Genomic DNA, 26,367 nt, shown 5'->3' with positions numbered 1-26,367 from the left:
TCAGCGCTCACCACCCCTGGCGCTATCCGGACTGCCCATGAGTGGTGACGTGACAGGAGGGTGACTGTTCGTTGACAGTCCGATGAAGCTCCGAGAAGTCTTCTGTTCCTCCGCGCCGGAAGTGAACATTCCAGGAGCTTGAGACTTCGCGCACGCACTCACATGTGACCGGTTTGAGAGGAATTGATTGTGAATCACCCCTTGCGCTCCTTGGGAGCGCCGAGCGCCGCCGGAAGGAAACGGCGCCGCGGCAAGAGGGCCGCCGGATTGCGCCATGCCTTCGCCGGCCTGCTGCCCGTGGTGCTGACCGCCGGCCTGCTCGGCGCGGCACCCGCCTTCGCCACGGAGCCCACCCCCGACCCGAGCACACCCTCGCTCACGGACCGTGGTCGTGTCATGAGTCTGTGGCTGAACGGCGGCCCCGGCGTCAGCGCTGCCGCCGAGGCCGCGCTGACCGGTTCGGACGAGGACATCAAGCGCTTCCTCGACACCAAACTCGACATCGAGGAGTACCACGACCAGCGGGTCAGCGCGTTCCAGATATTCAGCCTCGGCGGCGCCGGAGTGCGCGAGGCCGCCACCAAGGCGCTGAAGGGCTCCCAGGACGACCTGCGAGCGTTCCTCAAGGACGGCTGGAAGGCCCCGCTGGAGCAGGACCGCCGGGTCGAGGCGTTCCAGCTCGTCGCCACCGGAGGGGTGAGCGTCAAGGAGCAGGCCACCGCCGCGCTCCAAGGCACCCCTGACGACGTCAAGCAGTTCCTCGAAGAGGGCCAGTTCGACGCCGCGAGGACCGACAACCGCGTCCGCGCGTTCCAGCTCCTCGCCTCCGGCGGCCCGGCCACGCGAGAAGCCGCGAAGGTCGCGCTGCGGGGCACGCCCGCCGATGTCACCGAGTTCCTGGCGGTCGGCCAGTTCGTCGCCCTGGCCCGGGACCAGGAGCGGGCGACGATCTCACAGCTGGCCGAGCAGGCCCAGCAGGCCGGCCGGCAGGCGCAGGTGGCCAAGGACGCCGCCAAGACGGCCTCCGCCCGGGCGGTCGACACCTCCCGCCTCGCCAAGGAGGCAGCCGAGACCGCGGCCAGGGAGACCGAGGCCGCCGGGCAGGACCTGGCCCGCGTGAAGGAAGCGGCCGCGCGCGCGGCCGACGCCGCCGAGGGCGCGGCCGCGGCCGCCGGCCAGGCGTCCGCCGCCGCCGCAGCCGCCAACCAGGCCTCCCGCACCGCGGCCAGTGCGGCCAGCGCGGCCGCCAGCGCCGCGGGAGGCGCGGCCCTCGCGGCGGCCAACGCCCGCAAGGCCGCCAACGCGGCGGCCTCCGACCGGAACAAGGCCGCCGAGGCGCGCCAGCGGGCCGAAGAGGCCCGCAACGCCGCCAGTGACGCCCAGCGGGCCGCGGACGCCGCGGACAGCGCCGGCGTCGCCTCCCAGGCCGCACGCGAGGCCTCGAACGCGGCCAAGAGCGCGGGCGCGGATGCGAACGCGGCCGCCGGCTCGGCGGAGAAGGCCGGCCAACTGGCGAACGCCGCGGGTGCGAACGACAAGCGCGCGCAGGCGGCCGCCGACCAGGCCCGCCGCCAGGCCAAGGAGGCCGACCGCGCCGCGACGGCGGCCGCGACTCTGGCCGACCAGTCCGCCAAGGCCGCCTTCCAGGCCCGTGACGCCGCCCGCTCGGCCGCCACCCACGCCCAGAACGCCGCCACCGCCGCCGACCAGGCGGCCGAACACGCCGGCGAGTCCGCCACCTCGGCCGCCGAGGCCACCCGCCAGGCGGAAGCCGCCCGCACCGCCGCCGCCACCGCGAGCGCAGCGGTCACCACCGCGAGCGGTGTCTACGACCTCGCCCGCAAGACCGAGGCCGAGGACCTGACCGCCCGCACTGCCGCCGCCCTTGAGGATGCCCGTGCGATGAAGGCGGACGACGACGAGGTCATCGGCGGCATCGGCACCCTCCTCGCGGACTGGAGGGCCCGCGACCAGGACGCCGCCGACCTCGCCGCCGAGGCCGCCCGTCCCGACGCCGACCCCAAGGCAGTGGCCGCCAAGGGCCGCAAGGTCGCGATCCAGATCATGCGCAGCGGTGGCGCCTGGAGCCAGGAGGCCGCACAGACCGCCCTGTCCGGCACCGACGAGACCGTCGTGGACTGGGTACGCAGCGGGCGCCACAAGGCCGAGTTGGACGACATGCGCCAGCGCGTGCAGGAGATCGCCCAGGACAGTCCCGACGAGGCCGTGCGCACCGCCGCCACCGCCGCGCTGAAGGGCACCCCGCAGCAGATCGAGGCGTTCTTCACCACCGGCCAGCACGAGGCCGCCGTCACCGACAACCGCATCCGCGCCTACCAGCTGATCGCCACCGGCGGACCCAGTGTCAAGGAAGCCGCCGAGAAGGCCCTGCGCGACGGCTCGCCGAAGGCCGTCGCCGCGTTCCTGATGATGGGCCAGTACACCGCCCGCCAGACCGACGAACGCGTCCAGGCCTTCCAGGCGCTCGCCGCGGGGGGCCCGGAGGTCCAGTCCGCGGCCAAGCTCGCCCTGGCGGGGCCACCCGAGCTCGTCACCTCCTTCCTGCAGACCGGCCGGTACATGGCCGACCGCAAGGACCAGCTCGCCGCCACCCACGCCGCACAGATGCGCCGCCTCATCGCCGAGGCCTCCCAGACCGCGGCCAGGGCCCAGCAGGACGCCTGGGAAGCCACCGCCGCCGCGGCCACCGCCAACAACGCCCAAACCGAGGCCGAGGCCGCCAGCGGCCAGGCCCGCGGCTACGCCGACCAGGCGGGCACGTACGCCGCCGACGCCAAGACGTCCGCCCAGGACGCCGAAGCCTCCGCCACCCGCGCCGGCCAGTCCGCCAGCACCGCCCGCACCGCCTCCCAGGCAGCGGCCGGTGACGCGGGCAAGGCCGCGGCCTCTGCGGTCCGCGCGCGCGCCTCCGCTGCCCAGGCACGCGGGTCGGCCACGGCAGCCCGTGCCGCGGCGAACAGCGCCTATGCCTCCGCCCGCGCGGCCGGCAAGGACGCCACCCAGGCCCAACAGGCCGCCGACGAAGCCTGGGTCATCACCACCGAGAAGAAGAACCAGGAACGCCTGGCGCAACTGGCCGCCGAGGACACCCGCATCCAGACCGAAGGAAAGGAGGTCGCCGACGAGATCCAGAAGGAAATCAATGAGGAGATCCAACGCCTCGCCTCGCAGGATAGGCGGAATGCCGCTGCTGCTCTGGAGGAGCGGTACGGCGGCTACGACTGCCACTTCTACATGCCCTGGTGGCCGTACGATGTCCTTGAATACTGCAAGCAAAAGAATGCCCAGGAGAAGACCGAAGCGACTCGTACGTTCGGCCCCATCCTCGGGACGTTCTACATCTACAAGGACGAGATTCAACTCGTCGCCAGCGTCGCAAAAACCCTGACGGGCTTCGACTCTGCCGAAGAGTGCGTCAAGCAGAAGAGCGCCGTCGCCTGCCTCGAACTCTCGGCCAGCTTCTTCCCCGCCGGGAAAGCGGCAAAACTTGCCCAGCTCCTGAAAAAGGCCAAGGACGTAGAGGAAGCGGCGAAAGCATCGCGCCTCAGCCGTGCGGCCGCGGAGTGCCTCCTCCCGGGACACAGTTTCCCGGCAGGTACCCCCGTCCTCATGGCAGACGGTTCCACTCTGCCAATCGAGCGGGTGCGCGTGGGCGACTACGTGCTGGCCACCGACCCCGACTCCGGTGACACTGGCGCCCGTCGAGTAGAAGCGACCATCTACACACCCAACGACCGCGAATTCGTTGACATCGTTGTCGAATCGGCGGACGGCGCCACCGGCACGATCACCTCGACGAACACGCACCCGTTCTGGCTGGAGAACCAGCACGCCTGGCAGAAGGCCGCAGACCTGACGACGCGCGACACCCTGCGCACGGCCGACGGCCAAGCCGCGGCAATCACCGGGACCAAGCAATGGACAGCTGTCCGCCCCGCGTACGACCTCACGGTCGCCGCCGTCCACACGTACTATGCACTTGCCGGGACCACGCCGGTTCTGGTGCACAATGCAACCTGCGGCTTCATTCCCGGGCCGATTCCAGACCCCATCAACATCGACCGCGGCTCATTGAAGAAGCTCACGGAGAAGCAGCTCGAAAAGGCACTTGCGAGCATTGGAGAAGATCCTCATGCCTTCAAGCTCGACTGGGTGCGGAAGTCCGACATAGCCAAGTTCGACGCCATGCGTGATGCAGACAGCAGGATCGTTCTCGTGAGCAAGGACGGCAAGATTCTGGTTCCGACGAACTACAAGTATATTCCATGAGCGCATTCCGCATCTACCTCAGGGTGATCAGCTCGACTCTGCAGCCGGAGGAGATCTCCGCCTGGCTCGGCACCGAACCGGACGAGTCGACGTCGATCGGAAGTCGCCGGCGACCCGAATCGCCCCCGCGACTTGACGCGACATGGATCCGGCACGCAAAGGCAACACGTGCCGACGCGCGGCCGGAGGATCTTGAGCCGATCGTCTTGGCTTGGGGTCCAGAATTTGCCAGATCCCTGGGACGCCTTGTCGGGTCCGGCAACGCATCGGCATCCCTGGAGATCGTTCAGCAGATCCGGGACATCAACAACAGGCAAGAGAAGGGGATATTCCTCGGGCCCGACCTGATGGCCTGGATGGGAATCGCAAAAGCATCGCTCGATATTGATCAATACATTTACCACGAGTGCGGCGAGGAACCAGAATAGCCCACGCGTGATGAACTTCCACGCCTTGGACATTGTCAAACCGTGCAATAAGTTCATTGCAGTCGGCAATTGACAGCACGTGGAAGAAGTTCAGGGCCCCGCCGCCGCCGGTGACGGACGGTGTCGGCGGGGCCCGCTAGCCTCCGAGGATGGCGAACTCCTCCTATCTGTGTGCCACGGACGTGGCCTCCCTCTACCCCTCCAGCCAAGTGGCCGGCTTCGACGCCCAGGGCGGGGTCGTCGCCCACGACGTCTCCGGCGTCCCGCTGCTCTGGCTCGCACTGTTCCGCCCCGCCGACCTGGTGACCGCCGTGTTCACGGTCGACGAGGACGACCTGGACGAGGACGAGGACCCGGAGGTGGAGGCCACCGCACCGCTGGTGGCCAAGGACCGCGCGCTCGCCCGGCTCGACGCCGCGCTGCCGGTGCTGAACGCGCTCTTCGCCGACGAGGGCCCGCTCGACGCGCACGTCGCGCTGCTGCGGCAGGCCGTCGAGAAGGCGCCGGGCGCGTTCCTCACCGTCGAGCTGGAGGAGATCGAGGCGGTGTGGGACGACGAGGACGGCTTCCAGCCCGCCCTGCGCACCGCGCTGGCCTGCTTCGACGGCGGGGTGGACCCGGCGGAGGGCCGCGCCCGGCTGGTCGAGCTGTCACGGGTGCGCACCGGCCGTCCGTTCCCCTCCGCCCGGCTGCTCCTCGACGGCCTGGAGGCGGGCGACGACGACCACTGGAACCTGGTGCGGCTGCTCGGCACGCGCTTCATCAGCGAGGTGCCCTGGGAGCCCGCGGACTGACCCGCCGTACTGGCCCGCCGTACTGGCCCGCCGTACTGGTCCGGCGGGCCGGTTCGGCGAGCCGCAGGAAAGTGGTCGGCAGAAGTTAACACGACTGCCATGTGGCAGCCCTGCCACTTCCCTAACGTCAGGGGGGCCCGACCGCGGACCCGGGGCCGGGCCCCCCAGAGTGAGGCCTCGCATGAACCACGACGACACCATCGGCATCGTCCAGATCTCCGACACCCACTTCCGGGCCGGCCCCGGCGCCCGCTCGTTCGTCCCGCACGAGCCCGACGAGGGCCTCGCGGCGGTGCTCGCCGACGCCGCCGGCGCGATCGCGGACGCCGCGCTGGTGGTCGCCACCGGCGACCTCGCCGACCTCGGCGAGCCCGGCGCCTACGAGCGGCTGGGCGCGGCGCTGGATGCCCTGCCCACCCCCGTCTACTGCCTGGGCGGCAACCACGACCGGCACGACCCGATGCAGGCCTGCCTGCCCCGCCCGAACGTGCACGTCGAGCCCGCCGTCCGGGTCGGCACCTGGCTGATGCTGCTGCTGGACACCAACGCCCACGGCCGCGAGGCCACCGACGCCGGTGACGGCACCTACCGCGACCTCGACGACCGGGTGCACCGGGCCGCCCAGCCCGGCCTCACCCCGGTCGAGGAGCAGCGCGCCCGCGCCGTCCTGTCCGCCACCGGGGCCGAGCACGTCTTCCTCTGGCTCCACCAGCCGCCGCTGCCGCAGACCGCCCCGGACACCGACACCTACCGCGAACTCGTCCAGCTGGTCCGCGACTTCCCGAAGATCCGGGCGATCGGCGGGGGCCACCTGCACGGCGACCTCTCCGGCGAGTTCGAGGGCCGCCCGGTGTACGTCTGCCCGTCCAGCTTCATGAGCATCGACCTGCCGAACCGCCGCTTCGAGGGCCCCGGCTACCGCACCTACCGGCTCCACCCCGACGGCCGCGTCGAGACCGAGGTCCACACCGTCCCCGGCGCCCTGACCGACACCATGCGCGGCACCGCCCTGCCGCCCTTCCTCAGCGACATGATGACCGGCCGGATCACCGGCCAGGAGCTCAACGCCCTCGGCGACGAGGAGTTCGAGGCCCGCTACGGCGAGCGCCGCCCGCTCGCGCGGGGGTAGGGCCGGGACTGTCGGTGCGGGGCGGGAGCCTGCGCCCATGCGTTCCGGCCTTGCCGTGCGGGAGGGCGAGCGGGCCGTCCGTGCCGATGCAGCGCTCTCCCGCCGGCCGAACGCATCGCCGCCCACGTCGCCGCCCACGTCGCCGCGCTCCTCGCACGCCGGCCCGGCCTGGCCGGGGACGAGGGCGGCCCTCTCCCCGTGGTCGGCTGCTACGACCCGCAGTCCCGGTGCCTGCTGTCCCGAGCGGCCCCACCGGGCGGAGTGGGACGTCGGGCCCGCCGACTTCCCACTCCGCGCACCGGCGGGGTAGCCGCCGCGCGGCGGCTACCCCGCCGGCGGATACGGGTGCGGGTGGCCGAGGTGGGGGAAGGCGGGGAGGAGATCGGTGTGCGGCGGGATGTGGTCGCTGGTGACCTTGCCGCCGGAGATCATCGTGAGGCGGATCGAGGTCACGTCGTCCGTGAGGGTGCGTCCGTTGGGGTAGCCGGCGGGCCGGGAGCGGTCGTAGCGGAGGATGTCGGGCAGGACGAGCTTCAGCGTCTCGGTGGCCGCCTCGGTGGTGTAGTCGCCGGTGTGCTGGAGGACGGCCGTCCACGCCTCGTGGTACTTGTCCCAGTCGTCGGCCGGCTCCCCGGTGTTGTACGCGTCCTTGACCTCCTCCGCGTTGAAGTACGCGGTGAGGGAGGGGTGGGCGCCGCGGTCCACCGAGACCAGCTGCCCGTCCTGGTGCAGGCTGACCCTCGCCCACACGCCGATCTCCGGCCCGGGGCCGAGGTCGGCGTCCGGCACTTCGAGCGCGATGCCGAAGACGTTGGCCTGCGCCATCGCGTCCTTGCCGGTCCAGGTGAAGTCGTTGACGATCCCTTCGAGGTCGGCGAAGAAGGGGTCGCTGCGCAGCCCCGCCGAGAGCTGGTAGCCGCCGTACGGCGAGGAGACCACGTGCGGCGCGTCGCCGAAGGCCACCGGCACGTCGGCGAAGACCACCTCGCCCACGGCCTCGTGCCGCTGCGCCGCCTCGCCGGTCGCGCGGCGGACGGTGACGCTCTGGGCTCCGGCCAGCGGGACGGAGAAGGTGAACGAGTACGCGACGTCGGCGCGGTCGTCGCCGTTGTTGTCGATGTTGATGCGGTAGACGGCGTCCGGGTGGAACTCCGCGCCGCCGGTGGGGGCGTACGGGTTCACGTTCATGATGAGGACGGTGCGGCCCGGGGCGCCGGAGGCGGGGAAGGCGAACAGGTCGGTGAGGTCGAGCCTGGCATCGCCACGCGGTGAGCGGAGGTTCGGTCCGCTGAGGTGATGGGACATGGGGTAGAGCTACCAGGGCGCCCCGCGCGGCCCGGGCAGGACACCCGCGCACCCGCCGCCCGTCCACCGATCGGCGGAGGGCCCCGTACCGACGGGCCCGCACGGGCCGCGGCCCGTTCGCGACACGCTCCCGCGCCCCGTGTCGCGCAGTGCGAAGCGATCCGGCCACGAACCCGTGCGCTCCCGTCGCGATCAACCCTCCTCTCCCGGCGCCCCGGCGACTACGCTTTTGCACGAGGACGCAAACGATCCGCGCCCGGACCACCAGGGCCCGCCCAGGGATGCGCCGTTGATAGAGCTCCGCCTGACGACCGACGACCTCGAACGGACACGGGTCGCCGACGAACCCGACTTCGGCTACGAACTCGCGCTGAGCGGGAGCCACTTGGCCATGCGGTCGGCCACCCGGCACCTGGCGGCCTGGCGCCTGGGCGTCGCCCGCGCCTGGAACCCGCGGCACAACCGGCTGTTCGACCTCTACACGGACCTCTACCTGCCGGCCTTCTTCGACGAGGCCGCCCGGCCCGACCCGGCCCCGGTCGACCCCGGCTCCCCGCCCGCCGTGGCGCACCTGGTGGACCTGGCCCGCTCCGGCGCGCTGACGCCCTTCACCCGCGGCCTCGCCGAGGGCGACCCCCGGGCGGGCGCCGCCCTGGACCGGATCCTCGCCGGCCTGCGGGCCACCGCGCTCGACCCCTACCGCCGGCGCATCGCCTCCCGGGTCTCCGCCGCGGCCGCCAGGACGCTCACCCACGCCGCCCTCGGCGGCCCGCCCGGCCTGCTGCGCGCGATCCACCCGTCGGTCGACTGGGACGGCCGCCACCTGCGCCTGAACACCCGCGTCGACTCCCTGGACTCCCTCGAAGGACGGCCCTTGATCCTCCAGCCCTCCGCCCTCGCCACCGGGATCTCCTTCAACCCGCTGGAGGACGAGGTGATCATCAGCTTTCCGGCGACCGCCGCCCCGCTCACCCCGGACCCCGAACTCCACGCGCCGCCCCGGGCCCTGGAGTCCCTGCTCGGCGCGACCAGGGCGGCGGCCCTGGTCGCCGCCGTCAGGACCCCGGCCCTCACCACCAACCGGCTCGCCGCCACCCTCGGCGTCTCCCCCGCCGCCGCGTCACGGCACGCCTCCGTCCTGCGCGACGCCGGCCTCCTCGCCACCGTCCGCAACGGCCGCACCGTCCACCACCACCCCACCCGGCTCGGCCTCGACCTCGCCCACCAATCCGCCACCACCGACCAGCCGCACCACACGGACCACTGAGCCCGGACAGCCTCCACGCCACCCCGGCCTCCACCTCACCCACCAGCCCGCCACCACCAACCGGCCGCACCGCGCAGACGGCTGAGCGCGGTCGGAGACGCACGACGGCCGTCCGCCGACAGCTCGGGCCGTGGAACGCCGACGCCGGAAGTCGGACGGGCCGACTTCCCACTCCAGCCCACCAGGCATCAGGCACCGGGCGCCGCCCGGGCACCGGCCCGGAAGCCGGACGGGCCGACCCCCCCACCGGCCCACACACCAAACACCAGGCACCGGGCACCGGCCCGGAAGCCGGACGGGCCGACTTCCCCTTCCAGCCCACGCGCCAAGCACCGGGCACCGGCCCGGAAGCCGGACGGGCCGACCCCCCCCCACCGGCCCACACACCAAGCACCAGGCACCGGGCACCGGGCACCGGCCCGAAAGCCGGACGAGCCGACTTCCCCTTCCAGCCCACGCGCCAAGCACCAGGCACCGGCCCGGAAGGGAAGCCGGCGGCGAAGCCCGCTGGAGCGAGGCACACCGGGCGCCGCCGCCCGATCCGGTCCAGCAAACGGGCAGCGGACTACAGCCGACCGTTCGAGCACCCGTCAGGGTCCGTCTTCCGCCACCCGTCATCCGCCCGGAGGGCGCGGATGACGGGTGGCGCCTGGGTGCGCGCATCGCAAGGCGGAGGTGGGGGGCGCCTCCCGGCCGAAGGCTGGGGGCGGAGCCACTGCGGCAGAAACACCACCCGCCTCGCCAAGCCAGGGACCGTCCACGACCCACGACAGCCCAGCACAGGGGCACCCCCCGCCCTGCCGGGCCAGGGGGCGTCCGCCCGGGAGGCGGGGGTTCGACGACGGGCCGTCAGGCTAGGGTGGCCCCATGGATGATCTTGGAGCCATCGCCTGGCCGCCCGCGCCGGTCACGACCGGGAGGCTGGTGCTCCGTGCGCCCGAGGCCCGGGACCGTGCGGCGTTCGTCGAGTTGTTCGCCTCGCCGGAGGTGAACGCCTATGTCGGCGGGCCCCGGCAGCGTGAGGTGCTGGAGCGCGAGCTGCCCGAGGTGCCCGAGCAGTGGCCCGGCAGCTTCGTCGTCGAACTCGACGGCGCGATGATCGGGCACGTCCTGCTCCGGCGGGCGACCGGCCACCGCCGCCCGGCCGCCGCGGGGAAGCTCGACCTCGGCTACCTGTTCCTGCCGCGGGCCTGGGGGCTCGGCTACGCCACCGAGGCGTGCACGGCGGCGCTCGACTGGCTCACCGGCGCCCTGCCCGGCGAGCCGGTCGTGCTCACGACCCAGAGCGCCAACGCCGGTTCGATGCGGCTCGCGGCGAAGCTGGGGTTCACCGAGGTGGAGCGCTTCGAGGCCTGGGACGCCGAGCAGTGGCTCGGCATGCGGCCACCAGCGAATCGAATCGCGGATCGCGAATGATCTGACCATTTAGCCCGACCGAGGGTGGGCGGCAGGAGTCTGCGGGGAGGGCGGGCCGGCGGCGTGGATGATCTTGGCCGAAGTCCCTTCCGCCCAGATCACGGAGGATCCATGCGCCATCCCGTCTCCCGTCCGCGAGCATGCGCCCTGGCCGTCGGGCTCGCGCTGACGGCGGCCGCACTGCTGCCCACGGGCTCCGCCGGCGCGGCCGACCGGTACGAGTGGGCCGCGCTGGGCGACTCGTTCACCGCCGGGCTGTTCGTCGGGGAGCCGCAGCCCGCGCTGGGCGACGCCTCGCGGGACGGCTGCGACCGCACCACCGACGCCTACCCCGCTCTCGTCGACCGGGAGCTCGCCGAGTTCCCCCCGGGCAAGCCCGTCCGTCTGACCGACGCCAGTTGCGGCGCGGCCACCGTGCCCGAGATCGCCACGGCCGGGCAGACGCCGATCAGCCCGGTCGATCCCCCCGCGGGCGGCTGGTCCGCCGTGGACCCGCAGACCCAGCGGGCCCGCCTGGGCGACGGGACCGACGTCGTGACGGTCGGCGTCGGCGGCAAGAGCCTGGGCCTCGGCGCCCTGCTCCTCACGTGCAGCGAACTGGGCCGCAGCGGCAAGTCCTGCCGGACCCACTTCACCGATCCGCCGGCGGGGACGGAGAGCGTCGCGGACCGGCTCACCCGGCTCCAGGACGAGTACATCGAGATGCTGGCCCACGTGCACCAGGCGGCGCCCCACGCCAAGGTGGTCACGGTCGGCTACCCGGCCCTCCTCCCGGAGAGGGGCAGCGCCTGCGCCAGCGCCGATCCCACCCAGCTCGGTTCGATCACCCCCGACGACGTCGACTGGCTCCGCGACGACGTCCTCCGGCGGCTGAACACCACGATCCAGCAGGTCACGGAGTTCTTCGGCGACCGCTTCGTCGACGTCTACGCCTCCAGCATCGGCCACGACGCGTGCCAACCGGCGGACACCAAGTGGGTCGAGGGCTTCTGCGGCGAGGCCGCCGACTACTGGCCGTCCAGGCTGCCCGGCGCACCGCTGGACTGCACCACCATCGGCCGGCGCGCCACCCTGGTCCACCCCAACGCCGCCGGCCACGCCAACACCGCCGCCCACGTCGAACGGGCCGTCCGGATCGCCCTCCTCGAACGCTGACCAGGAGCGCACCCCGGGGCCGCCGGGCCGACGGTCCGCCGATCCCGGCCCCGGGGTACGGGGCCGGGATCCACGGACCGTCACTGCCCGGGCTGCGGGGCCACCTCCTTGACCTTCTCCGCGAACTCCTCCCAGGTCGTGCGGGAGGCCGCGAAGTCGAACCGCTGGAGAACGCTCCCCATCTCCGCCTCGCTCGCCTTCGCGATCTCCTCGGCGGCCGTCCGGTAGTCGCCCGCGAAGGTGCCCAGCGAACCGATGAGCCGGGCGAGGGAGTTCCCGGCGTCCCTGCCGTGCTGCACGGCTTCGTCGACCGCCGGCGCCTGCTGGTCGAGCACTCGCTTGACCTCTCTGCGGACCTCGGCGGCGTAGCTCAGCAGTTCCGCCCGGCCGCAGGCGGCCTCGGGAGTGCGGGCGAGGTCCTCGTGGTCCTTCGCCTCCCGTTCCGCGTCCGCCTCGAACGTCTTCTGGACCTTGGCGATGCGCTCGGCCAGCTCCCGGTACTTCGCGGTGGTCGCGGCCATGTCCTCGCTCGCCCCGGTCCAATCCTCCGGGGGTTGCAGGAGGGTGTGGAGGGAGAGGAGTGCCTCGGTGAGGCGGTCACGGGTCGACTGGGTGAGCTTGCCCTGTTTGACCTCGGCGACCACATCGGCGAGCGCGTCCGCTGCGGTCCCGTACTGGGCGGTGATCGCCGGGACGGCGTCCGCCACGGACTTGAGGACCTCTTTCGTGAGACCGGCGTTTGCCGTGTCCAGGTCCGTCTCCTGGGTGACCAGATCCCTCAGGCCGTACAGCTGCGCCTGGAAGTCGAAGCCCGGGTTGTGGTCGAAGACCTCGCCGTCCTCGTTCTTGCAGTGGATGTAGCGCTTGATCGCGGGGTGGGCGAGGTCCCTCAGCAGGTTGTTCTTCAACAGATCGGCGAGGTGCCGGTACGCGTCGACGGTCGACACCGTCGCCTTCGCCTCGTCGAGGTCCCAGTGGTACGTCGTGTCAGGTGGCATGTCGTCTCCTCGGGCCACGGGCGGTGCCGTGTCCCGGCGGGAGGCCGGGACACGGGAGCGGGTCGGGTCCGCTACTCCACGAGCGCCGCGCCGAATTCCGTGCGGGAGGGCGAGACCAGCGAGTTCCCGGTGAACCAGTCCGTGGCGTCGACCACGTTCTTCCACTCCTCCTCCGCCTGCTTGAGCTTGAGGGTGGTGGCGACCTTGTTCTTGTTGCCGAGGGCCTCGTCGTCCAGTTTGGCGATCTGGGCGATCGAGTTGCTGGTGTTCTGCCACTTGCCGAGGATCGTGTCGAGGTGGGTCTGGAAGCTGTTGGTGTAGCCCGTCAGGGGGGTCACCTGGGTGCGCAGCCCGTCGAGGTCGGTGAGGAGCTTGACCTTCTTGAACTCCTCGTCCTCCATCGCCTTCACCTTCGCGAGGAGCTTGTTGTACTTCGCCCTGAGGACGGCGGCGTAGATGCCCAGGCCGATCGCGGTGAGCACGCCGATGAGTCCGCCCGCCGTGGAGCAGCAGGCCGCGATCATGTACTTCTTCCAGCTCTTGTAGGTGGCGTCGGCCTCCTCCTGGAAGTCCTTCGCCTCCTGCTTGCACTTGTCCCGGGCGGCCACCGCGTGCTTGTAGATCTTCCCCTCCTTGGCGACGTACAGCGTGAGCTTGTCGTTCTGGGTGCGGAAGTCCCCGGAGAACGTCGCGAGGTTCTGGATGATGCCCTTGAGGTCGCTCATCAGTTTGTCGATCAGGTTCTTGAGGCCGTTCTGCGGCCCGACCAGGAGGTCCCGTACGTTCTCGGCGTTCGTCTTGACCGCTCCCTGGCCGTCGTCGAGGGAGGACGGGAGGTCCTTGCAGAAGGTGTGGAACGTCTTCGCGGTGTTCCGGATCCGGTAGGCCAGCCAGATGTTCTGTGCGTAGACCTCGCTCGGCGGCGTTTCGCCCGTGAGGTAGTCCCCGCCCTTGCTGATCTTGTCGATGATGGCGACCGGGTCCCCGAAGCGGCTCGACAGCTTCTGGATCTCGGTCACGGCCCCGATGAAGTCCTTGATCTCGTCCTCGTCCTCCTTCGCGATCGTGCCGTACGTGCTGGTGTAGTTGCTCGTGTTCGCGATCCTCATCTTCAGGATGGAGGTGACGAACACCTGGATGTGCAGCCACTCCTCGCCGAACAGGGCGTAGGTGAAGTCCGGCTGCTTCTGGTCCTGCTTCTTGGTGGGATCAGCCTTGAGGAGCAGGGTTTCCGTGGGGGGTGACAGCGTCTCGGTGGCCATGCGAGGTCTCCGTTCTGGGCGTGGGGGGTGGGCGGCGTGGAGGGTTGGGCGGCGTGGAGGGTTGGGCGGTGAGGGGGACGGCCGGCTCACTTGGCGCTGAGGGGGTACCCCCACGGCACGAAGGCCGGGGCGACGAGGGCGTCCCGCGTGAAGTCCTCGGCGACGGCCGCGAGTTTGTCCCAGGCCTGGGCGCCGGCGGTGAGGTCGAGCTCCGCGTCGAGGCGTGCGGGATCGCCGAGGACGTCGTCGGGGAGTGCGACGGCGCTCTTGAGGGCGGCCGACACCTTGTCCCAGGCCGTGGACATGTCGGCCGAGCGCTGGCGCAGGGCGGCCAGGGCATCGGGCAGCGCCTTCGCCTGGTGGTCGAAGCCGCCGAGGTCCGCGGCGAGGCTCGCCTTGTCCCCCACCTCGTCCTCGGCCACGTTCACGGCGTCCTGCAGCGAGGTGTACGTCGTGCGCGCCACGACCGCCCGCTCCTTGGGGGCCGGTCCGTCGAGCTTGGCGACCCCCACCGGAACGCCGCAGTTGACGACGCACACGTCGAGGGTCTGGACGGACTGCGCGCCGCGGTAGCCCAGCCACTCCGTCCACGCGGCCTCCGCGGCGCGGTCGAAGGCGGCGGCCTGGTTCTCGACGTCCTTGCGCGCCTGCTTCGCGCTCGCGTACGTCTTGGAGCCCTTCCCCAGGTGGTCGGTGAGCGGCTGCTGAACGACCGTGAACGCCATCACCACCTTCTCGGCCTTGAGTGCCAGGCCGGTGAAGTCCTTCTTCTGCTCGGCGCCCAGCGAGGCGAGGCCGTCGGCTCCCGTGAACGCCTCCCGGACGAGCGCGGCGTTCTTCTGGTGCTCCTGGGGCTGGGCCTTGAGGGTGCTCAGCAGGCTCCGGGCCGTGGAGGCGAAGGTGCTCGCGGCGGAGTGCGCCCGGTAGGCCGCCCAGAGCGCGTGGGCGTAGAACTCGGGGGGCGGGTCCTTCTTCTGGAGGTAGTCGGCGTCCTTGGCGATCTTCTTCGTCAGCGTGACGGGGTCTCCGTGGGCGTCGAGGAACGTGCCCGCGTCCGTGACCGCCGCCACGAGCTTCTTGTGCTCGTCGGCGTCCGTGATCTTCCCGTACGCGCTCTTGAAGTCTTCGTCCTTCAGCGGGAACCTGAGGAGCCCGCCGACGTACACGGGGCCGCGCAGCCACGGCTCGCCCGCCGTGCCGTAGCCGTCCGAGCTGTTGAACAGGGCCTTGGGCGGGCCGTACTGGATCTTCATGAGACTCCCTTGGTCGCTTGGTCGTCGTCGCTGGGCCGTCTGATCGCTGGGCCACCTGATCGCCTGATCGGCTGGTCGCCCGGTCGCCCGGTCGCCCGAACGATCACGTGAACGCGCCGGGGGAACCGAGGCCCGGTTCCACCGCACGGGACGCCCGTCGGGGGCTTGTTCACCCGGGGCCGGATCAAGGTGGCGCGCGCGGCCGGACTCCTGCGCGATCGCCGTTCCGCCGGCTGCCGTTCGACCGGTGCACGGGACGGCAGCCGCGATCGAGGACCGCGAGGCGGCCGCCCCTCCCACCATAGGTACCGGCAGCATCGTTCGCATGCCGACCGACGGGGCGGGAGAGGCCCGGAGGCCGCCCGCCGTGGCGCCACGGTCCGTGACCCCGGCGGGTTGCCGGCACGCAAGGTGACCGTTCACGGGGCGTGGACGGCCACGGCGGGGCCGCGGGGCGGTTTCGCGTCCGGAGGGGGCGACACGAGGGAGCCGAGCTGCTTCGCTGGTCTCCCCACCTCCCGTCAACGGGACGGGACGGGACGGAACGGGGGAGACATCACATGCCCGACTTCGGTGGGGGGCTCGCCAGGACGGCCGTCACCGGTGCCTTCGTGGCGGGTGCCGCGTTCGGCCTCGCGGCGCCGTCGCACACGTCCGCGCCGGAGGCGCCGGCGCCCGCCGCCCCCGGGATCCACCACCTCGGCGGGGCCACCACGACTCCCGTGCACCACCCGCCGACGGACCGGCAGAACCAGGGCCACTAACGTGTAGCCGGCCGGATCGGGGCGGGTCCCACGGCCGGGGAATCGGCAGGGCTGCACAGGAAGTCGGACCGGCCGACTTCCTGTGCAGCCGTCACACCGCCGTCGGCCGGCCGGAAGGTCAGCCGATCTCGACGGCGCCGGTGCCGAGGGGCAGGACGGGGAGGGCGACTCCCCCGACGGTCAGCTGGATTCCGGCCGAACCGCCCGAGGCCGCCAGGTTCGCCGCGGCCGGCAGGGTCAGCGGGAGAGCGCCGCCGACGGTCACGGTCGAGGTGCCGCTGAGCGTCGCGGTGCCGGTTCCGGTGGTGCCGGCGGTCGCGGGCAGGTCGACGTCGATGGTGACGCCCGCCGCGCCGAGCAGCAGGCAGGACACCTCGCCGGTGGCGGCACCGCCGGTGGTGACCTCGGCACCGGCGGCGCACAGGCCGCCGGTCAGGCTGACGCCCAGCAGGGTGCTGGAGAAGGTGCCGGTGGTGGCCGCGGCGGCCGGGGTCGCGGAGGATCCGCCGGTGGGGGCGGAGACCGTGACGTGCCCGGCCAGGATGGTGCCGCCGACGGTGGTGGTGTTGTAGGTCAGGGTGAACGACCCGGAGCCCTTGCCGCCGTCGGTGGCGGCCAGGGTGAACGGGCAGGAGCCGGTGACGCCGCCGATGCGGCAGGTGGCGGTGCCCGTGGCGTAGGCGGTGCCGGAGGCGGTGGTGTAGACGTCGGTGAAGGTGGCGCCGCCGAGGTGGACGTCGTTGACGTTGTCCTCGAACACCAGGTGCCCGGAGACGGCCCCGCCGGCGGCGGTGCGCTGCACGGCCACGCCGAACTGGCCGGCGTGGGTGCCGACCGGGATCCGGCCGGCGCCCTGGATCCGGGCCAGCACGTTGACGTAGGCGTACTGGTCGGCCGTGCCGGTGGCGCTGGTGCCGCCGGGGGTGGTGACGGTGACGTCCACCGTCCCGGCCGCGTGAGCGGGTGCGGTCGCGGTGATGGACGTGTCGCTGTTCACCGTGAACGAAGCCGCCGCGGTCGCACCGAAAGCAACGGCCGTGGCCCCGGTGAAGCCACTGCCCGTCAGGGTGACCGTCGTACCGCCGGCGGTCGGGCCGTGGCCGGGGTCGAGCCCGGTCACCGTCGGGGCGGGGGCGACGTAGGTGTAGTGGTCGGCCGTGCCGGTGGCGCTGGTGCCGCCGGGGGTGGTGACGGTGACGTCCACCGTCCCGGCCGCGTGAGCGGGCGCGGTCGCGGTGATGGACGTGTCGCTGTTCACCGTGAACGAAGCCGCCGCAGTCGCACCGAAGGCGACGGCCGTGGCCCCGGTGAAGCCACTGCCCGTCAGGGTGACCGCCGTGCCGCCGGCGGTGGACCCGCTGGTGGGAGCGAGGCCGGTGACGGCGGGACCGGCGGAGACGATGGTCGTGGACGTGGAGTCGGTGCCCACGATGTTGAAGAAGTTGACCAGGGTGCCGGCGGTCACCGTGCCGGTGGCGGTGGGCAGCACGGTCGCGGTGACGGTGTAGCCGGGGCTGACCGGTACCAGGGCGTTGCACTGGACGTGGGTGCCGGAGGAGACGACGCACTCCAGGTCCACGCCGACGCTGTCGGTGACGGCGGTGAAGGTGGCCGCCGCTCCCGTGAGGTCGATCGTCAGGTCGGTGGTGTCGTCCCCGGCGGAGGCCGGGACGTTGACGGTGACGGTGTAGGGGGTGCCGACCGTGACGGGCGTCGCCGGGCCGGTGATCTGCGCGTTGGCGTCGGCGTGCGCGGGCACGGCGGCGCCCAGTGCGCCGCCGAGCGCGAGCGCGACGCCGACGGCCGCGAGGCGGCCGCGCCGGCGGGCGAAGCGGCCCCGGGGCACGGCAGGCCGGGTGGGTGCGAGGTGCATGTGGGCCTCCTGGTCGCACGACGCCCCCGAGGGCGCCGGTGCGGACGGTGGGGACAGGCACGTGCGAACGCGGCGCCGGGGCACCCGGAACCGCAGAGGCATCATGGCGACCCGCTACGGGGAGTGCCCCCGGAATCACGGCATATGGCCGAAGGACGCCCGCCCCGCACTGAACCCCTACCCGAACCACCCGGCCCCGGCCGCGCCCCGGCCGCACCGCGGGCGCCGCGCACCCGCGGGAGTAGGGTGAAGAGTGGCCACGGGCGAGAGGCAGGGCGAGTTGACGATCCTTCACGTCATCACGGGCGCGCCGGGGGCCGGGAAGTCCACGCTGCTGCGGCACGTGGCGGCGTACCCGTTCGGCACCGTCGACTTCGACGAACTGCCGGGCCCGGACGGCAGGCTGCTGGGTGTCGACATCACCTCCGCCTCGGCGAGCGCGGTGTGGCCCGCCTACAACACGCTCTGGGTGAAGATCGCGAGCATGATGCTCCGGGCCGGCGGGCCCGTGCTGGTCCTCTGCCCCTTGACGCCGGGCGAATGGGCGAGCGCGGCGGCCGGGGCCGTGGACGCCCCGCGCACCACCTGGGCGCACCTCGACTGCGCCGACGCGGACCGGCGCGCCCGGCTGGCCGCGCGCGGGTGGGGCCCGGACCGGATCGAAGAAGCGATCGAGGACGCCGGGGAGCTCCGGGGCGTGGTGAACCGGCAGTTCACCACCACCGGCCGGAGCCCCGCCGACGTCGCCGCGGCCGTCGCCGAGTGGATCGCCGACGGTCCGGGGCCCGGCCCCGTCAGAGGTGCTGCGGGACGGGGTGGTCCGGGGAGTCGAGCCAGGGCGTCTGGCCCTCGGGGGTGACGGTGAGGCCGAAGCGTTCGTGGGTGGGGCGGCCCCGGGCGGTCCACCAGCGGTGCGCGGCCTCGACCTGGGACCACAGGCGGCGGGGGCCGGACTGGTACACCTCGTACTCCGTGCGGCCGGGCTCGTAGTCGGCGGACGCCCAGGAGCGTTTGTCCCGGCTGTGGATCCACAGGGTGTAGGCGTCGTCGTCGTAGCGCTCCGCGCGCCAGAAGGCGCCGGGGACGGCGAGGCCGATCACGAACTGCTGGAACCACTCGCCGGTGTCCCGGGGCGAGAGCGTGGTCGTGCTCCGCACCCCGTCCGCCGGCCACGGGACCCCGCGCAGGCACTCGGCGAACGGGGGCCGCCGCGTGCGCTGTTGACGCAGCCGCATGAAGGCGGAGCCACCCGTGAAGTGACCCGAAGCCCAGGCGCCGTCCTCGCTCACGGTGAGCCGGACGATCTGCTCGCCGCCGTACTCCGTGGCGAACGGCGCGACGATCACCGCGCCCGGCGCCGACTGCTCCAGCCACGCCGGGGGAATCGACAGCAGGGAGCAGGTGGCGATGATGCGGTCGTACGGGCCGCCCCGCACCCAGCCCTCCCGGCCGTCGCCCTCGACCACGGTGGGAGACAGTCCGGCGCGCTCCAGGTTCCTCCGGGCACCGCGCGCGACGTCCGCGTCGTACTCGACGGACACCACGTTGAGGTCGCCCAGGCGGTGGGCCAGGAGCCCGGCGTTCCACCCCGTGCCCGTACCGATCTCCAGGACCCGGGCGCCCGGCCGGACGTCCAGGTCCCGGAGCATCGACGCCACCATGGTCGGCATGGAACTGGAGGAGGTCGGGGTCGTGCCGAGGCCGTCGCCGTGGTGCCGGCCGTCGTCCCACTGCGTGGTCAGCGGGATGTCGGAGTACACCGCGTTCCGCCACCCCTCGGGGTCCCGGGAGCGGTCCACCAGGGGGTTCTGCCGGGTGCCGTCGGCGACGCCCGGCCAGATCCGGTCCGGCACGAACAGCTCGCGGGGCACGGCCTCGAAGGACGGGAGCCAGTCCGGGGACAGGGCGCCGCCGGCCACCAGCGCGGAGGCGAGCCCGCGGGGGCCCGCCTCCTCCTGCGTTCCGCTGGTCACTTGCCGCCCGCCGGGTTCTGGCCGTCCGAGGTGTTGCCGCCCTCGTCCGAGCCGCCACCGCCGTGCCCGGAGCCCTTGTTGCTGTCGTCCTGCTGCTTGCCGCCGTCACCGGGGCCGGTGCCGCCTCCGTGCTTGCCCATCTCGGTACCTCCGTGCTCGTCGTGCCTGCGGGAAGATCACCCTGCCCGCGAGATGCACCAAGCGTACGGAGCGTCACCGATCAGTTCCACAGCGCAACCCTCACGAAGCAGGGGCGACTCCCCCACCACGGGCGGCCGTCGGATCGACGGCCCGAAACCGGGGTCAGCGACAAGGGGCTCACCTCACGGCCCCATTCCCAACCGGGTGGAGGCGGGCCCGCCGGGGCCCGCCTCCGTGAGTGCGTCTCCGCCGGTCGCTCGCGGTCAGACGGAGCGGGCGAAGGCCAGGAAGGACTGCCAGGCCGCAGGGGAAAAGGTCAGGCGGGGGCCGGACTTGTCCTTCGAGTCACGGACGAGGACGGCGGACGTGGTCTCGGCGACCTCGACGCACTCACCGCCGTCACCACTGCTGTGGCTGCTCTTGCGCCAGGCGATCTCGACACACTCCCCACCATCCGGCCCGCTGTGGCTGCTCTTGAACCACACCAGATCGCTGTTCATGGCTCTCCCTGAATAGAGGGTGCTGTAGCGCGAGTTCAGGATACGGGGCACACACCCCACACGGGAGGAGCGGAGCCCACACAGACAGCGGCCGTCCACCGGTGGGTGGACGGCCGCTGAGCATCGAGCGGGGAGACTGGTCGTCAGACCGACTGCGCGAACTCGACGAAGGCCTCCCAGGCCGCCGGCGAGAAGGTGAGGTGGGGACCGGACTTGTCCTTGGAGTCGCGGACCAGCACGGTCGACGTCGTCTCCGCGACCTCAACGCAGTTGCCGCCCTCGTTGCTGCTGTAGCTACTCTTGAACCACACCAGTTCGCTGCTCATCGCTCTCCCAGAATCTTCTCGATCAACGACAGGGACTCCTCAGGAGTGTGCGCCTGCGACCTGAGCGTGCTGTAGCGCGCGTTCAGGATCCGGACTTCACTCTGATCCGTGATCAGCCTACTGCTGGTCTGCACCTCGATGTAGCCCATCTGCGGACGACCCTTTGGAGTGATCAGGGTGAGTGGACCACCCATACCAGCGTGCTCAGTGCGGTCCAGCGGCATGACCTGGACCACCATCCCTCGCGCACTCCCCACCTCGATCAGACGTCGCAGTTGACCTGCATGAACGTCCCACCCGCCCATCGGCCGACGGAGCACACTCTCGTCGATCACCCAGCTGAACATCGCGCGGGGCCACTTCGCGAGGACTTCCTGCCGCGCCAAGCGAGCGGCAACCCGCGTCTCGATAACCTCGTCGGACAGAAGCGGCTGGCGCATCGCGAAGATGGCACGGGCGTGGGCCTCGGTCTGCAGAAGTCCCGGCATTCCGTACATGGTCCAGTCGTTGAGCTCCTCGCACACCGCCTCCAGCCCCGCGTAGCCCCGGAACCACTCCGGGTGCCGCACACGGGCTTTCGCCTTCGCCTGCTCGATGTCGTCCGCGACAACGAGCAGCAGCCCACCCGCGTCCAACACCCTCTCCGCCGCCTCCAGCAGCTCCCGCTGCGGGGTCCGCTTCCCCTGCTCGACCGCGCCGATCAGGCTCTCGGTGTAGCCGACCAGCTTGGCGAACTCCTTCTGCGTCAGCCCCGCCCGCTCGCGCAGCAGCTTGATCTGCTTGCCGACCGCCCGGAGGAAGTCCGACACCTCGGACAGGTCCTCGTCGAGCTGCGGGCGCACCACATCGCCGCTCTCTCCACCGGTTCCCTTAACTTCGGTCATGACGACCTCCCCATTTCCCGGTCACGGCCGACCGCCGTCACGCGACACTTTCCGCACACATACAGGCACTCACCGTGCCCACCGGATGTGCGGTCAGCCTAAGCCCGGGGGGGCAGGCTTTTCCCCATGAAGTCCGAAATTCCCCTCGACGACCCCGAGCCGCGCGCCCACACCGCGCTCCTCACCGCCACCCCCAAGGGGGCCGCGACCGGCCGCCGGATCGCCCGCCAGCAACTCACCTCCTGGGCCCTCAACTCCCTTTGGCCGGAGGCGTTTCACCACGCGCTGATCATCGTCGCCGAGCTGGCCGCCAACGCCTCCACCCACGGGCGCATGCCGGGGCGCGGGTTCGAGCTGCACCTCTCACTCACCACCGCGCGCCGGGCGCGCACCACCGTGCTCCGGATCGAGGTCTCGGACTGCCGGGGCGACCGCCGGCCCGTCCTCCCGTCGCCGGGCTGCCCGATGGACTCCCAGTCGGGCCGGGGGCTCACCCTCGTCGACGCTCTCGCCGACCGCTGGGGCACCCTGCCCCGGGACCCCAACGCCAAGACCGTCTGGGCCGAACTCGACCTCCCCATCCCCGAGTTCAAGCCCTCCCCCGACTCCTCCCCCACCGACGATGTCGCTGCCTGACCCGACCCCGCACACCCGGCACAGCCCGGCCGCCGCCGCGGCCTACACCGCCCTCCCCCTCACCCTGCTCCTCGCGCTGGTCGCCTGGATCTACCCCGTTCTCACGCACCACCACGACCTCCACCCCACCCCGGTCACCCCGGCCGCCACGGCGACCGCGACCCCCGACCCCTGACCGCCGCACAGGAAGTCGGCCCCGCCGACTTCCTACTCCTCCCCCGCCGCCGGCCGCCGGGCATCGACCTCGATCTCGATGCGCATCCGGGGATCGGCGAGGCCGCAGACCATCATGGTGGCGGCGGGCCGCACGTCCCCGAAGGCCCGGCGCAGCACGGGCCAGCAGGGCTCGAAGTCCTCGCGCTCCGGCAGGAGATACCGCACCCGCACCACGTCGGCGAAGGTGCAGCCGGCCTCGGCCAGGGCCTCGCCGATGTTGCGCAGGCACTGCTCGGCCTGGGCGGTCACGTCGTCGGCGATCGTCATCGTCCGGTAGTCGAATCCGGTGGTCCCGGAAACGTGCACCGCATCGCCGACGACCACCGCCCTCGCATAGCCGATCTGCTCCTCGAAGGTGGAACCACTGAGAATGGCGCGTCGCTCTGTCATGCGGCGAACGCTAGGCAAGCTGCGGCGATACGTCCAATACCCGGAAAACCATCGCCTGATATCCCTAGGAATATGGACCGCCCCGAACTCCCGCTCCCCCAGTTGCACGCTTTCACCGTGCTCGCCGATGAACTGCACTTCGGGCACGCCGCCGCCCGCCTGGGCATCGCGCAGCCCCCGCTGAGCCAGCAGATCGCCCGCCTGGAGGCGAAGGTCGGACACCCGCTCTTCGTCCGCGAGCCGGGGCGGGTCGCCCTCACCCCGGCCGGGCGGGAGCTGCTGCCCGCGGCGCGGCGGGCGCTCGCCGGCCTCGCCGACGGGCTGGCCGCCGCCCGGGCGGTGGGCGGCGGCCGGGCCGGGCGGCTGCGGATCGGGTTCTCGGCCTCGCTCGCGCTGACCGTCCTGCCGCCCCTGCTCGGCACCTTCCGTGCCCGCCACCCGGCTGTGGAGCTGGACCTGCGCGAGATGACCACCGCTCCGCAGCTCGCCGCCCTCCAGGAGCGGTCCCTCGACGTCGGGCTGTTGCGCGAGCCCCCGGAGGACACCGGGGCGGGGCCGCTCGGCTTCCGGACGGTGCTCACCGAGCCGTTCGTCGCCGTGCTCCCGTCGGGCCATCCGCTGGCCGCCCAACGGTCCGTCGGGGTGGCCCAGTTGGCGGACTCGCCGTTCGTCCTGCTGCCCCGCCGGGCCGGCCCCCGGCTCTACGACCGGATCACCGGGCTGTGCGGCGCGGCCGGCTTCGCACCGAGGATCGCGCAGCACGCGGTGGAGTGGCAGACGGTGTGCGCGCTCGTCGGCGCGGGGCTCGGGGTGTCGCTCGCCCCGGCGAGCATCCGGCGGCTGCGGCTGCGGGAGGTCGCCTTCCGCCCGGTCGAACCGCGCACCGCCCGCACCCGGGTCGCCGCCGCCTGGCGGCGGGAGGACCGCAGCCCGCTGGTGAGCAACCTGCTGGCGGCCCTCGACGAGGGCGGCGCCGCGTGACCGGGATCGAGCCCTACCGGATTTCGGTCGTCCACGCTCTAGATAAAGGTCTCATACGAACAGTATGGTTGCTGCCAACTGGCCGCGGCAGCAGCCCGGTTGGAACCGTCACACCTTCCCTCGGGGGGAAACATGAACAAGCCCGGCATCCTCGCCACCATGGCCCTGGCCCTCGCGGCCACCCTGGGCCCCGTCGCCACCGCCCAGGCGACCCCCGCCCAGAGCGGGGCCGCCGCCACCACGACCGCCACCACGACCGCCACCAGCAGCACGGTCGCCACCGCCAACGGCGGCTGCCTGGCCCTGTTCGACGACGGAGCCCCGGCCGCGCCCATCCTGTGCGACACCGAGGCCCGCGACATCGACTGGCCGGACGGCCGGCGCGAGTGGGTGATGGTCGGCAGCGACCGGCAGGTCTGGCACACCTACCAGTTCAGCGCGAACGGATCCTGGTCCACCTGGTCCGTCCTCGGCAGCGCCAGCGGCGTCCGGGGCGGCGTCTGGCGCTGGTACAGCACCCTCAGCACGCCCGTGGTGAAGGTGTACGGCAGTGACTCCAACTACTGGTGCAACACCATCGGCGGCAACGGCACGTGGACCGACTGGTACACCTGCTGACCCGCAGCCGGACGACCGGGCGGGAGCCGGGGCGGCTAGCGGTGCCAGTTGCTCCAGTTCCCGCCCGTGTCACGCTCCTTGTACCAGCTCTTGCCGTCGGTGCCACGGACCTTCAGCTGCAGGTAGTTGCCGCTGTGGTCGCTGATGGTGGCATCGGAGGTGACCACGCCGCCCAGCGAGACCACCGGGCTGGCGCCACTCTTCGGGCTCATCCAGGTGGTCCAGATCGCGTGGTCGGGCCCGACGAAGAACGACTGGCGCGTGCCGTCGTCGAAGTTGTACAGGGGGACGTTGAAGCCGTACCCGCCGCCGCAGAGGAACGTGGCACCGGACCAGCCGATCCAGGGCTCGGCCGTGGTGGCCGGCTTGTTGCAGCGGTAGTTCACCAGCGTGTCCACCTGAGCCGCCTGGGCCGTGCCGGCCGCCCCGGCGACGGCTCCCACCAGCGTGGCGGCGACCACGGCCGACGACGCGACGGCCTTCCCGAACCTCTTCTTCGTCCCCACGACGAACCTCCCGATACGGGGCCGGCGTGGTGCAGGCCCTCACCGACAGCCTCACCCGGCCCGCGACGCCCCGTCACCCCCCGGGAGTGGATCATGGTCGCGCGGCCGGGCCGGCGTGCCCCGTCGGCCGTCCGAGGACTGCCCGTCCGCGCGACCATGATCCGAGGGAGAGGACCTAGCGCGAGCCGGTCTCCTCACGTGCGGGGACCAGCCGGGGCACCAGGCGGACGTAGGCGAGCATGCCGAGCACCTCCACCAGGGTCTGGGCGACGACGACGGAGGCGGCGACGGCGAACGCGTCCGGCAGGGCGAGGGCGAGCGGCAGGACGACCAGGGAGTTGCGGGTCGCGCCGGTGAAGACGATCGCCCGGGAGGCGCCGGTGCCGAGCCGGAAGAGCCGGGCGACGGCCGTGCCCGCGAACGCCATCACCACCAGGAACAGCACGTAGAACGGGACCACCCCGGCGACGTCGCCCAGGCTGTCGCCGAGCTCGGGGACCTGCGAGGCGACCACCGTCAGCAGGGTCGCGGCCATCAGCGGCACCATCGCGGTGGTCGCGGCGTCGGCGACCCGCTGCCCGGCGGGGCGGCGCGCGGCCCAGGCCTGGAGCAGCCAGGCGAGGGCGAGCGGGACCACGATCAGGGTGAGGAAGGCCCGCACGAACGGCCCGGCCTCGACGATGTCCGCCAGTTCCGCGCCCATGAACAGGCGGAGGAACACCGGAAGCAGCAGCATCTGCGCCACCAGGAGCAACGGGGTGGCGGCGAGCAGACGGCGGCTGGAGCCGCCGGCCAGGCCGGAGAAGACGATGACGTAGTCCACGCAGGGGCAGAGCAGCACCAGCAGCGCCCCGATGCGCACCGCCCGGTCGTCCGGCAGGAAGGCGAACCCGGCGGCCACCACCAGCGGCACGACGGCGAAGTTCACCGTCAGCGCCGCGCCCAGGAAGCGGGTGTCGCGCAGCGAGCGCAGCAGGTCGGCGGCGGGCACCTGGAGGAAGGTGACGAACAGCAGGGCGCCCAGCACGGGGTTGACGGCGTGCTCCAGGCCGGGCCCCGCGCCCGGGGCCAGCCACCCCAGCAGCCCGCCGAGCGCCATCGCGGCGAGGTAGACCGCCACCTGGTGCTCGTCCATCCACGCGACCGGGCCGCCGCCGCCCTGCGGTCCTTGCTCCGCCACCCGCACTGCTCCCCACATCTCGACGCCGGTCCGCCACGGTGGCGGACCGGCGTCCATCCTCGCAGGTCAGCAAGGTGACCGA

The 26,367-nt window shown here is 72.3% G+C and carries 26 protein-coding genes; 13 read left to right on the top strand and 13 right to left on the bottom strand.

Features of this window, described 5'->3' with window-relative positions:
* The first annotated feature begins 189 nt into the window (after positions 1 to 189).
* The 4 genes from ACF1AK_RS11985 to ACF1AK_RS11970 all read left to right on the top strand — a co-directional run bounded on the left by ACF1AK_RS11985 (position 190) and on the right by ACF1AK_RS11970 (position 6,641).
* Positions 190 to 4,290 (top strand): polymorphic toxin-type HINT domain-containing protein, encoded by a 4,101-nt coding sequence (locus tag ACF1AK_RS11985; RefSeq protein WP_391498668.1) that lies wholly within the window; start codon positions 190 to 192, stop codon positions 4,288 to 4,290.
* Positions 4,287 to 4,718 carry a DUF4279 domain-containing protein gene (locus ACF1AK_RS11980; protein ID WP_391498667.1) on the top strand — a complete coding sequence of 144 codons (432 nt, stop codon included), beginning with the start codon at positions 4,287 to 4,289 and terminating at the stop codon, positions 4,716 to 4,718. Before ACF1AK_RS11985 ends, ACF1AK_RS11980 begins: the two co-directional genes overlap by 4 nt.
* Positions 4,719 to 4,867: 149 nt before the next feature.
* Positions 4,868 to 5,512, top strand: coding sequence for a hypothetical protein (locus ACF1AK_RS11975; RefSeq protein WP_391498666.1), 645 nt, complete (start codon positions 4,868 to 4,870; stop codon positions 5,510 to 5,512).
* A 181-nt stretch (positions 5,513 to 5,693) separates the two neighbouring features.
* On the top strand, positions 5,694 to 6,641 hold the full coding sequence (locus tag ACF1AK_RS11970; protein ID WP_391498665.1) for a metallophosphoesterase: 948 nt from the start codon (positions 5,694 to 5,696) through the stop codon (positions 6,639 to 6,641).
* 324 nt (positions 6,642 to 6,965) lie between these two features.
* On the opposite strand, the gene ACF1AK_RS11965 is transcribed toward ACF1AK_RS11970, so the two are convergent.
* Positions 6,966 to 7,946, bottom strand: coding sequence for a DUF4331 family protein (locus tag ACF1AK_RS11965; RefSeq protein WP_391498664.1), 981 nt, complete (start codon positions 7,944 to 7,946; stop codon positions 6,966 to 6,968).
* A gap of 289 nt (positions 7,947 to 8,235) precedes the next feature.
* On the opposite strand from ACF1AK_RS11965, the gene ACF1AK_RS11960 reads away from it, so the two are divergent.
* From ACF1AK_RS11960 to ACF1AK_RS11950, 3 genes are all read left to right on the top strand, one after another.
* Positions 8,236 to 9,213, top strand: coding sequence for a winged helix-turn-helix domain-containing protein (locus ACF1AK_RS11960; protein WP_391498663.1), 978 nt, complete (start codon positions 8,236 to 8,238; stop codon positions 9,211 to 9,213).
* 867 nt (positions 9,214 to 10,080) lie between these two features.
* Positions 10,081 to 10,629, top strand: a complete 549-nt coding sequence (locus ACF1AK_RS11955; RefSeq protein WP_391498662.1) for a GNAT family N-acetyltransferase — start codon at positions 10,081 to 10,083, stop codon at positions 10,627 to 10,629.
* A 111-nt stretch (positions 10,630 to 10,740) separates the two neighbouring features.
* Positions 10,741 to 11,784 (top strand): SGNH/GDSL hydrolase family protein, encoded by a 1,044-nt coding sequence (locus ACF1AK_RS11950; RefSeq protein ID WP_391498661.1) that lies wholly within the window; start codon positions 10,741 to 10,743, stop codon positions 11,782 to 11,784.
* Positions 11,785 to 11,864: 80 nt separating this feature from the next.
* Here ACF1AK_RS11950 and ACF1AK_RS11945 read toward each other — a convergent pair whose 3' ends face one another.
* The 3 genes from ACF1AK_RS11945 to ACF1AK_RS11935 form a co-directional block, all read right to left on the bottom strand.
* Positions 11,865 to 12,782 (bottom strand): hypothetical protein, encoded by a 918-nt coding sequence (locus tag ACF1AK_RS11945; protein ID WP_391498660.1) that lies wholly within the window; start codon positions 12,780 to 12,782, stop codon positions 11,865 to 11,867.
* A 71-nt stretch (positions 12,783 to 12,853) separates the two neighbouring features.
* Positions 12,854 to 14,044: a hypothetical protein gene (locus ACF1AK_RS11940; protein WP_391498659.1), complete on the bottom strand. Its 1,191-nt coding sequence runs from the start codon at positions 14,042 to 14,044 to the stop codon at positions 12,854 to 12,856.
* Between the two features lie 86 nt (positions 14,045 to 14,130).
* Entirely contained in the window at positions 14,131 to 15,297 is a 1,167-nt protein-coding gene (locus ACF1AK_RS11935; protein ID WP_391498658.1) for a hypothetical protein, read from the bottom strand.
* A 560-nt stretch (positions 15,298 to 15,857) separates the two neighbouring features.
* Here ACF1AK_RS11935 and ACF1AK_RS11930 point away from each other — a divergent pair.
* Positions 15,858 to 16,061, top strand: coding sequence for a hypothetical protein (locus tag ACF1AK_RS11930; RefSeq protein WP_391498657.1), 204 nt, complete (start codon positions 15,858 to 15,860; stop codon positions 16,059 to 16,061).
* Positions 16,062 to 16,179: 118 nt separating this feature from the next.
* Here ACF1AK_RS11930 and ACF1AK_RS11925 read toward each other — a convergent pair whose 3' ends face one another.
* On the bottom strand, positions 16,180 to 17,934 hold the full coding sequence (locus ACF1AK_RS11925; RefSeq protein ID WP_391498656.1) for a beta strand repeat-containing protein: 1,755 nt from the start codon (positions 17,932 to 17,934) through the stop codon (positions 16,180 to 16,182).
* A 280-nt stretch (positions 17,935 to 18,214) separates the two neighbouring features.
* Between ACF1AK_RS11925 and ACF1AK_RS11920 the strand changes: the two genes are divergently transcribed.
* Entirely contained in the window at positions 18,215 to 18,793 is a 579-nt protein-coding gene (locus ACF1AK_RS11920; RefSeq protein WP_391498655.1) for a hypothetical protein, read from the top strand.
* Here the strand turns inward: ACF1AK_RS11920 and ACF1AK_RS11915 are convergent.
* From ACF1AK_RS11915 to ACF1AK_RS11895, 5 genes are all read right to left on the bottom strand, one after another.
* The gene (locus tag ACF1AK_RS11915) at positions 18,729 to 19,907 is read right to left on the bottom strand and encodes a methyltransferase domain-containing protein (RefSeq protein WP_391498654.1); all 1,179 of its coding nucleotides are present in this window, start codon (positions 19,905 to 19,907) and stop codon (positions 18,729 to 18,731) included. The genes ACF1AK_RS11920 and ACF1AK_RS11915 overlap by 65 nt on opposite strands.
* On the bottom strand, positions 19,904 to 20,047 hold the full coding sequence (locus ACF1AK_RS11910; RefSeq protein ID WP_380291361.1) for a hypothetical protein: 144 nt from the start codon (positions 20,045 to 20,047) through the stop codon (positions 19,904 to 19,906). The genes ACF1AK_RS11915 and ACF1AK_RS11910 overlap by 4 nt, the downstream gene beginning before the upstream one ends.
* Positions 20,048 to 20,311: 264 nt before the next feature.
* A complete protein-coding gene (locus ACF1AK_RS11905; RefSeq protein WP_391498653.1) occupies positions 20,312 to 20,548 on the bottom strand; it encodes a DUF397 domain-containing protein in 237 nt (78 codons plus the stop codon).
* A gap of 143 nt (positions 20,549 to 20,691) precedes the next feature.
* A complete protein-coding gene (locus ACF1AK_RS11900) occupies positions 20,692 to 20,874 on the bottom strand; it encodes a DUF397 domain-containing protein (protein WP_391498652.1) in 183 nt (60 codons plus the stop codon).
* Positions 20,871 to 21,758, bottom strand: a complete 888-nt coding sequence (locus tag ACF1AK_RS11895; protein ID WP_391498651.1) for a Scr1 family TA system antitoxin-like transcriptional regulator — start codon at positions 21,756 to 21,758, stop codon at positions 20,871 to 20,873. Before ACF1AK_RS11895 ends, ACF1AK_RS11900 begins: the two co-directional genes overlap by 4 nt.
* Before the next feature lie 126 nt (positions 21,759 to 21,884).
* Here ACF1AK_RS11895 and ACF1AK_RS11890 point away from each other — a divergent pair, with 126 nt between their 5' ends.
* The gene (locus ACF1AK_RS11890) at positions 21,885 to 22,394 is read left to right on the top strand and encodes an ATP-binding protein (RefSeq protein ID WP_391498650.1); all 510 of its coding nucleotides are present in this window, start codon (positions 21,885 to 21,887) and stop codon (positions 22,392 to 22,394) included.
* Positions 22,381 to 22,569 (top strand): hypothetical protein, encoded by a 189-nt coding sequence (locus tag ACF1AK_RS11885; protein ID WP_391498649.1) that lies wholly within the window; start codon positions 22,381 to 22,383, stop codon positions 22,567 to 22,569. Before ACF1AK_RS11890 ends, ACF1AK_RS11885 begins: the two co-directional genes overlap by 14 nt.
* Positions 22,570 to 22,601: 32 nt before the next feature.
* Here ACF1AK_RS11885 and ACF1AK_RS11880 read toward each other — a convergent pair whose 3' ends face one another.
* Positions 22,602 to 23,000, bottom strand: a complete 399-nt coding sequence (locus ACF1AK_RS11880) for a RidA family protein (RefSeq protein WP_391498648.1) — start codon at positions 22,998 to 23,000, stop codon at positions 22,602 to 22,604.
* A gap of 72 nt (positions 23,001 to 23,072) precedes the next feature.
* Between ACF1AK_RS11880 and ACF1AK_RS11875 the strand changes: the two genes are divergently transcribed.
* Together ACF1AK_RS11875 and ACF1AK_RS11870 are read left to right on the top strand one after the other, a co-directional pair.
* Positions 23,073 to 23,981, top strand: coding sequence for a LysR family transcriptional regulator (locus ACF1AK_RS11875; protein ID WP_391498647.1), 909 nt, complete (start codon positions 23,073 to 23,075; stop codon positions 23,979 to 23,981).
* A 132-nt stretch (positions 23,982 to 24,113) separates the two neighbouring features.
* The gene (locus ACF1AK_RS11870; protein ID WP_391498646.1) at positions 24,114 to 24,599 is read left to right on the top strand and encodes a hypothetical protein; all 486 of its coding nucleotides are present in this window, start codon (positions 24,114 to 24,116) and stop codon (positions 24,597 to 24,599) included.
* 35 nt (positions 24,600 to 24,634) lie between these two features.
* On the opposite strand, the gene ACF1AK_RS11865 is transcribed toward ACF1AK_RS11870, so the two are convergent.
* Together ACF1AK_RS11865 and ACF1AK_RS11860 are read right to left on the bottom strand one after the other, a co-directional pair.
* Positions 24,635 to 25,105: a hypothetical protein gene (locus ACF1AK_RS11865; protein WP_391498645.1), complete on the bottom strand. Its 471-nt coding sequence runs from the start codon at positions 25,103 to 25,105 to the stop codon at positions 24,635 to 24,637.
* Positions 25,106 to 25,280: 175 nt separating this feature from the next.
* Positions 25,281 to 26,240: an arsenic resistance protein gene (locus ACF1AK_RS11860; RefSeq protein WP_391499047.1), complete on the bottom strand. Its 960-nt coding sequence runs from the start codon at positions 26,238 to 26,240 to the stop codon at positions 25,281 to 25,283.
* Positions 26,241 to 26,367 lie beyond the last annotated feature (127 nt).

This window comes from Kitasatospora sp. NPDC015120 (assembly GCF_043080305.1).
Lineage (GTDB): Bacteria > Actinomycetota > Actinomycetes > Streptomycetales > Streptomycetaceae > Kitasatospora.
This window is presented reverse-complemented; position numbering and strand designations above follow the sequence as displayed.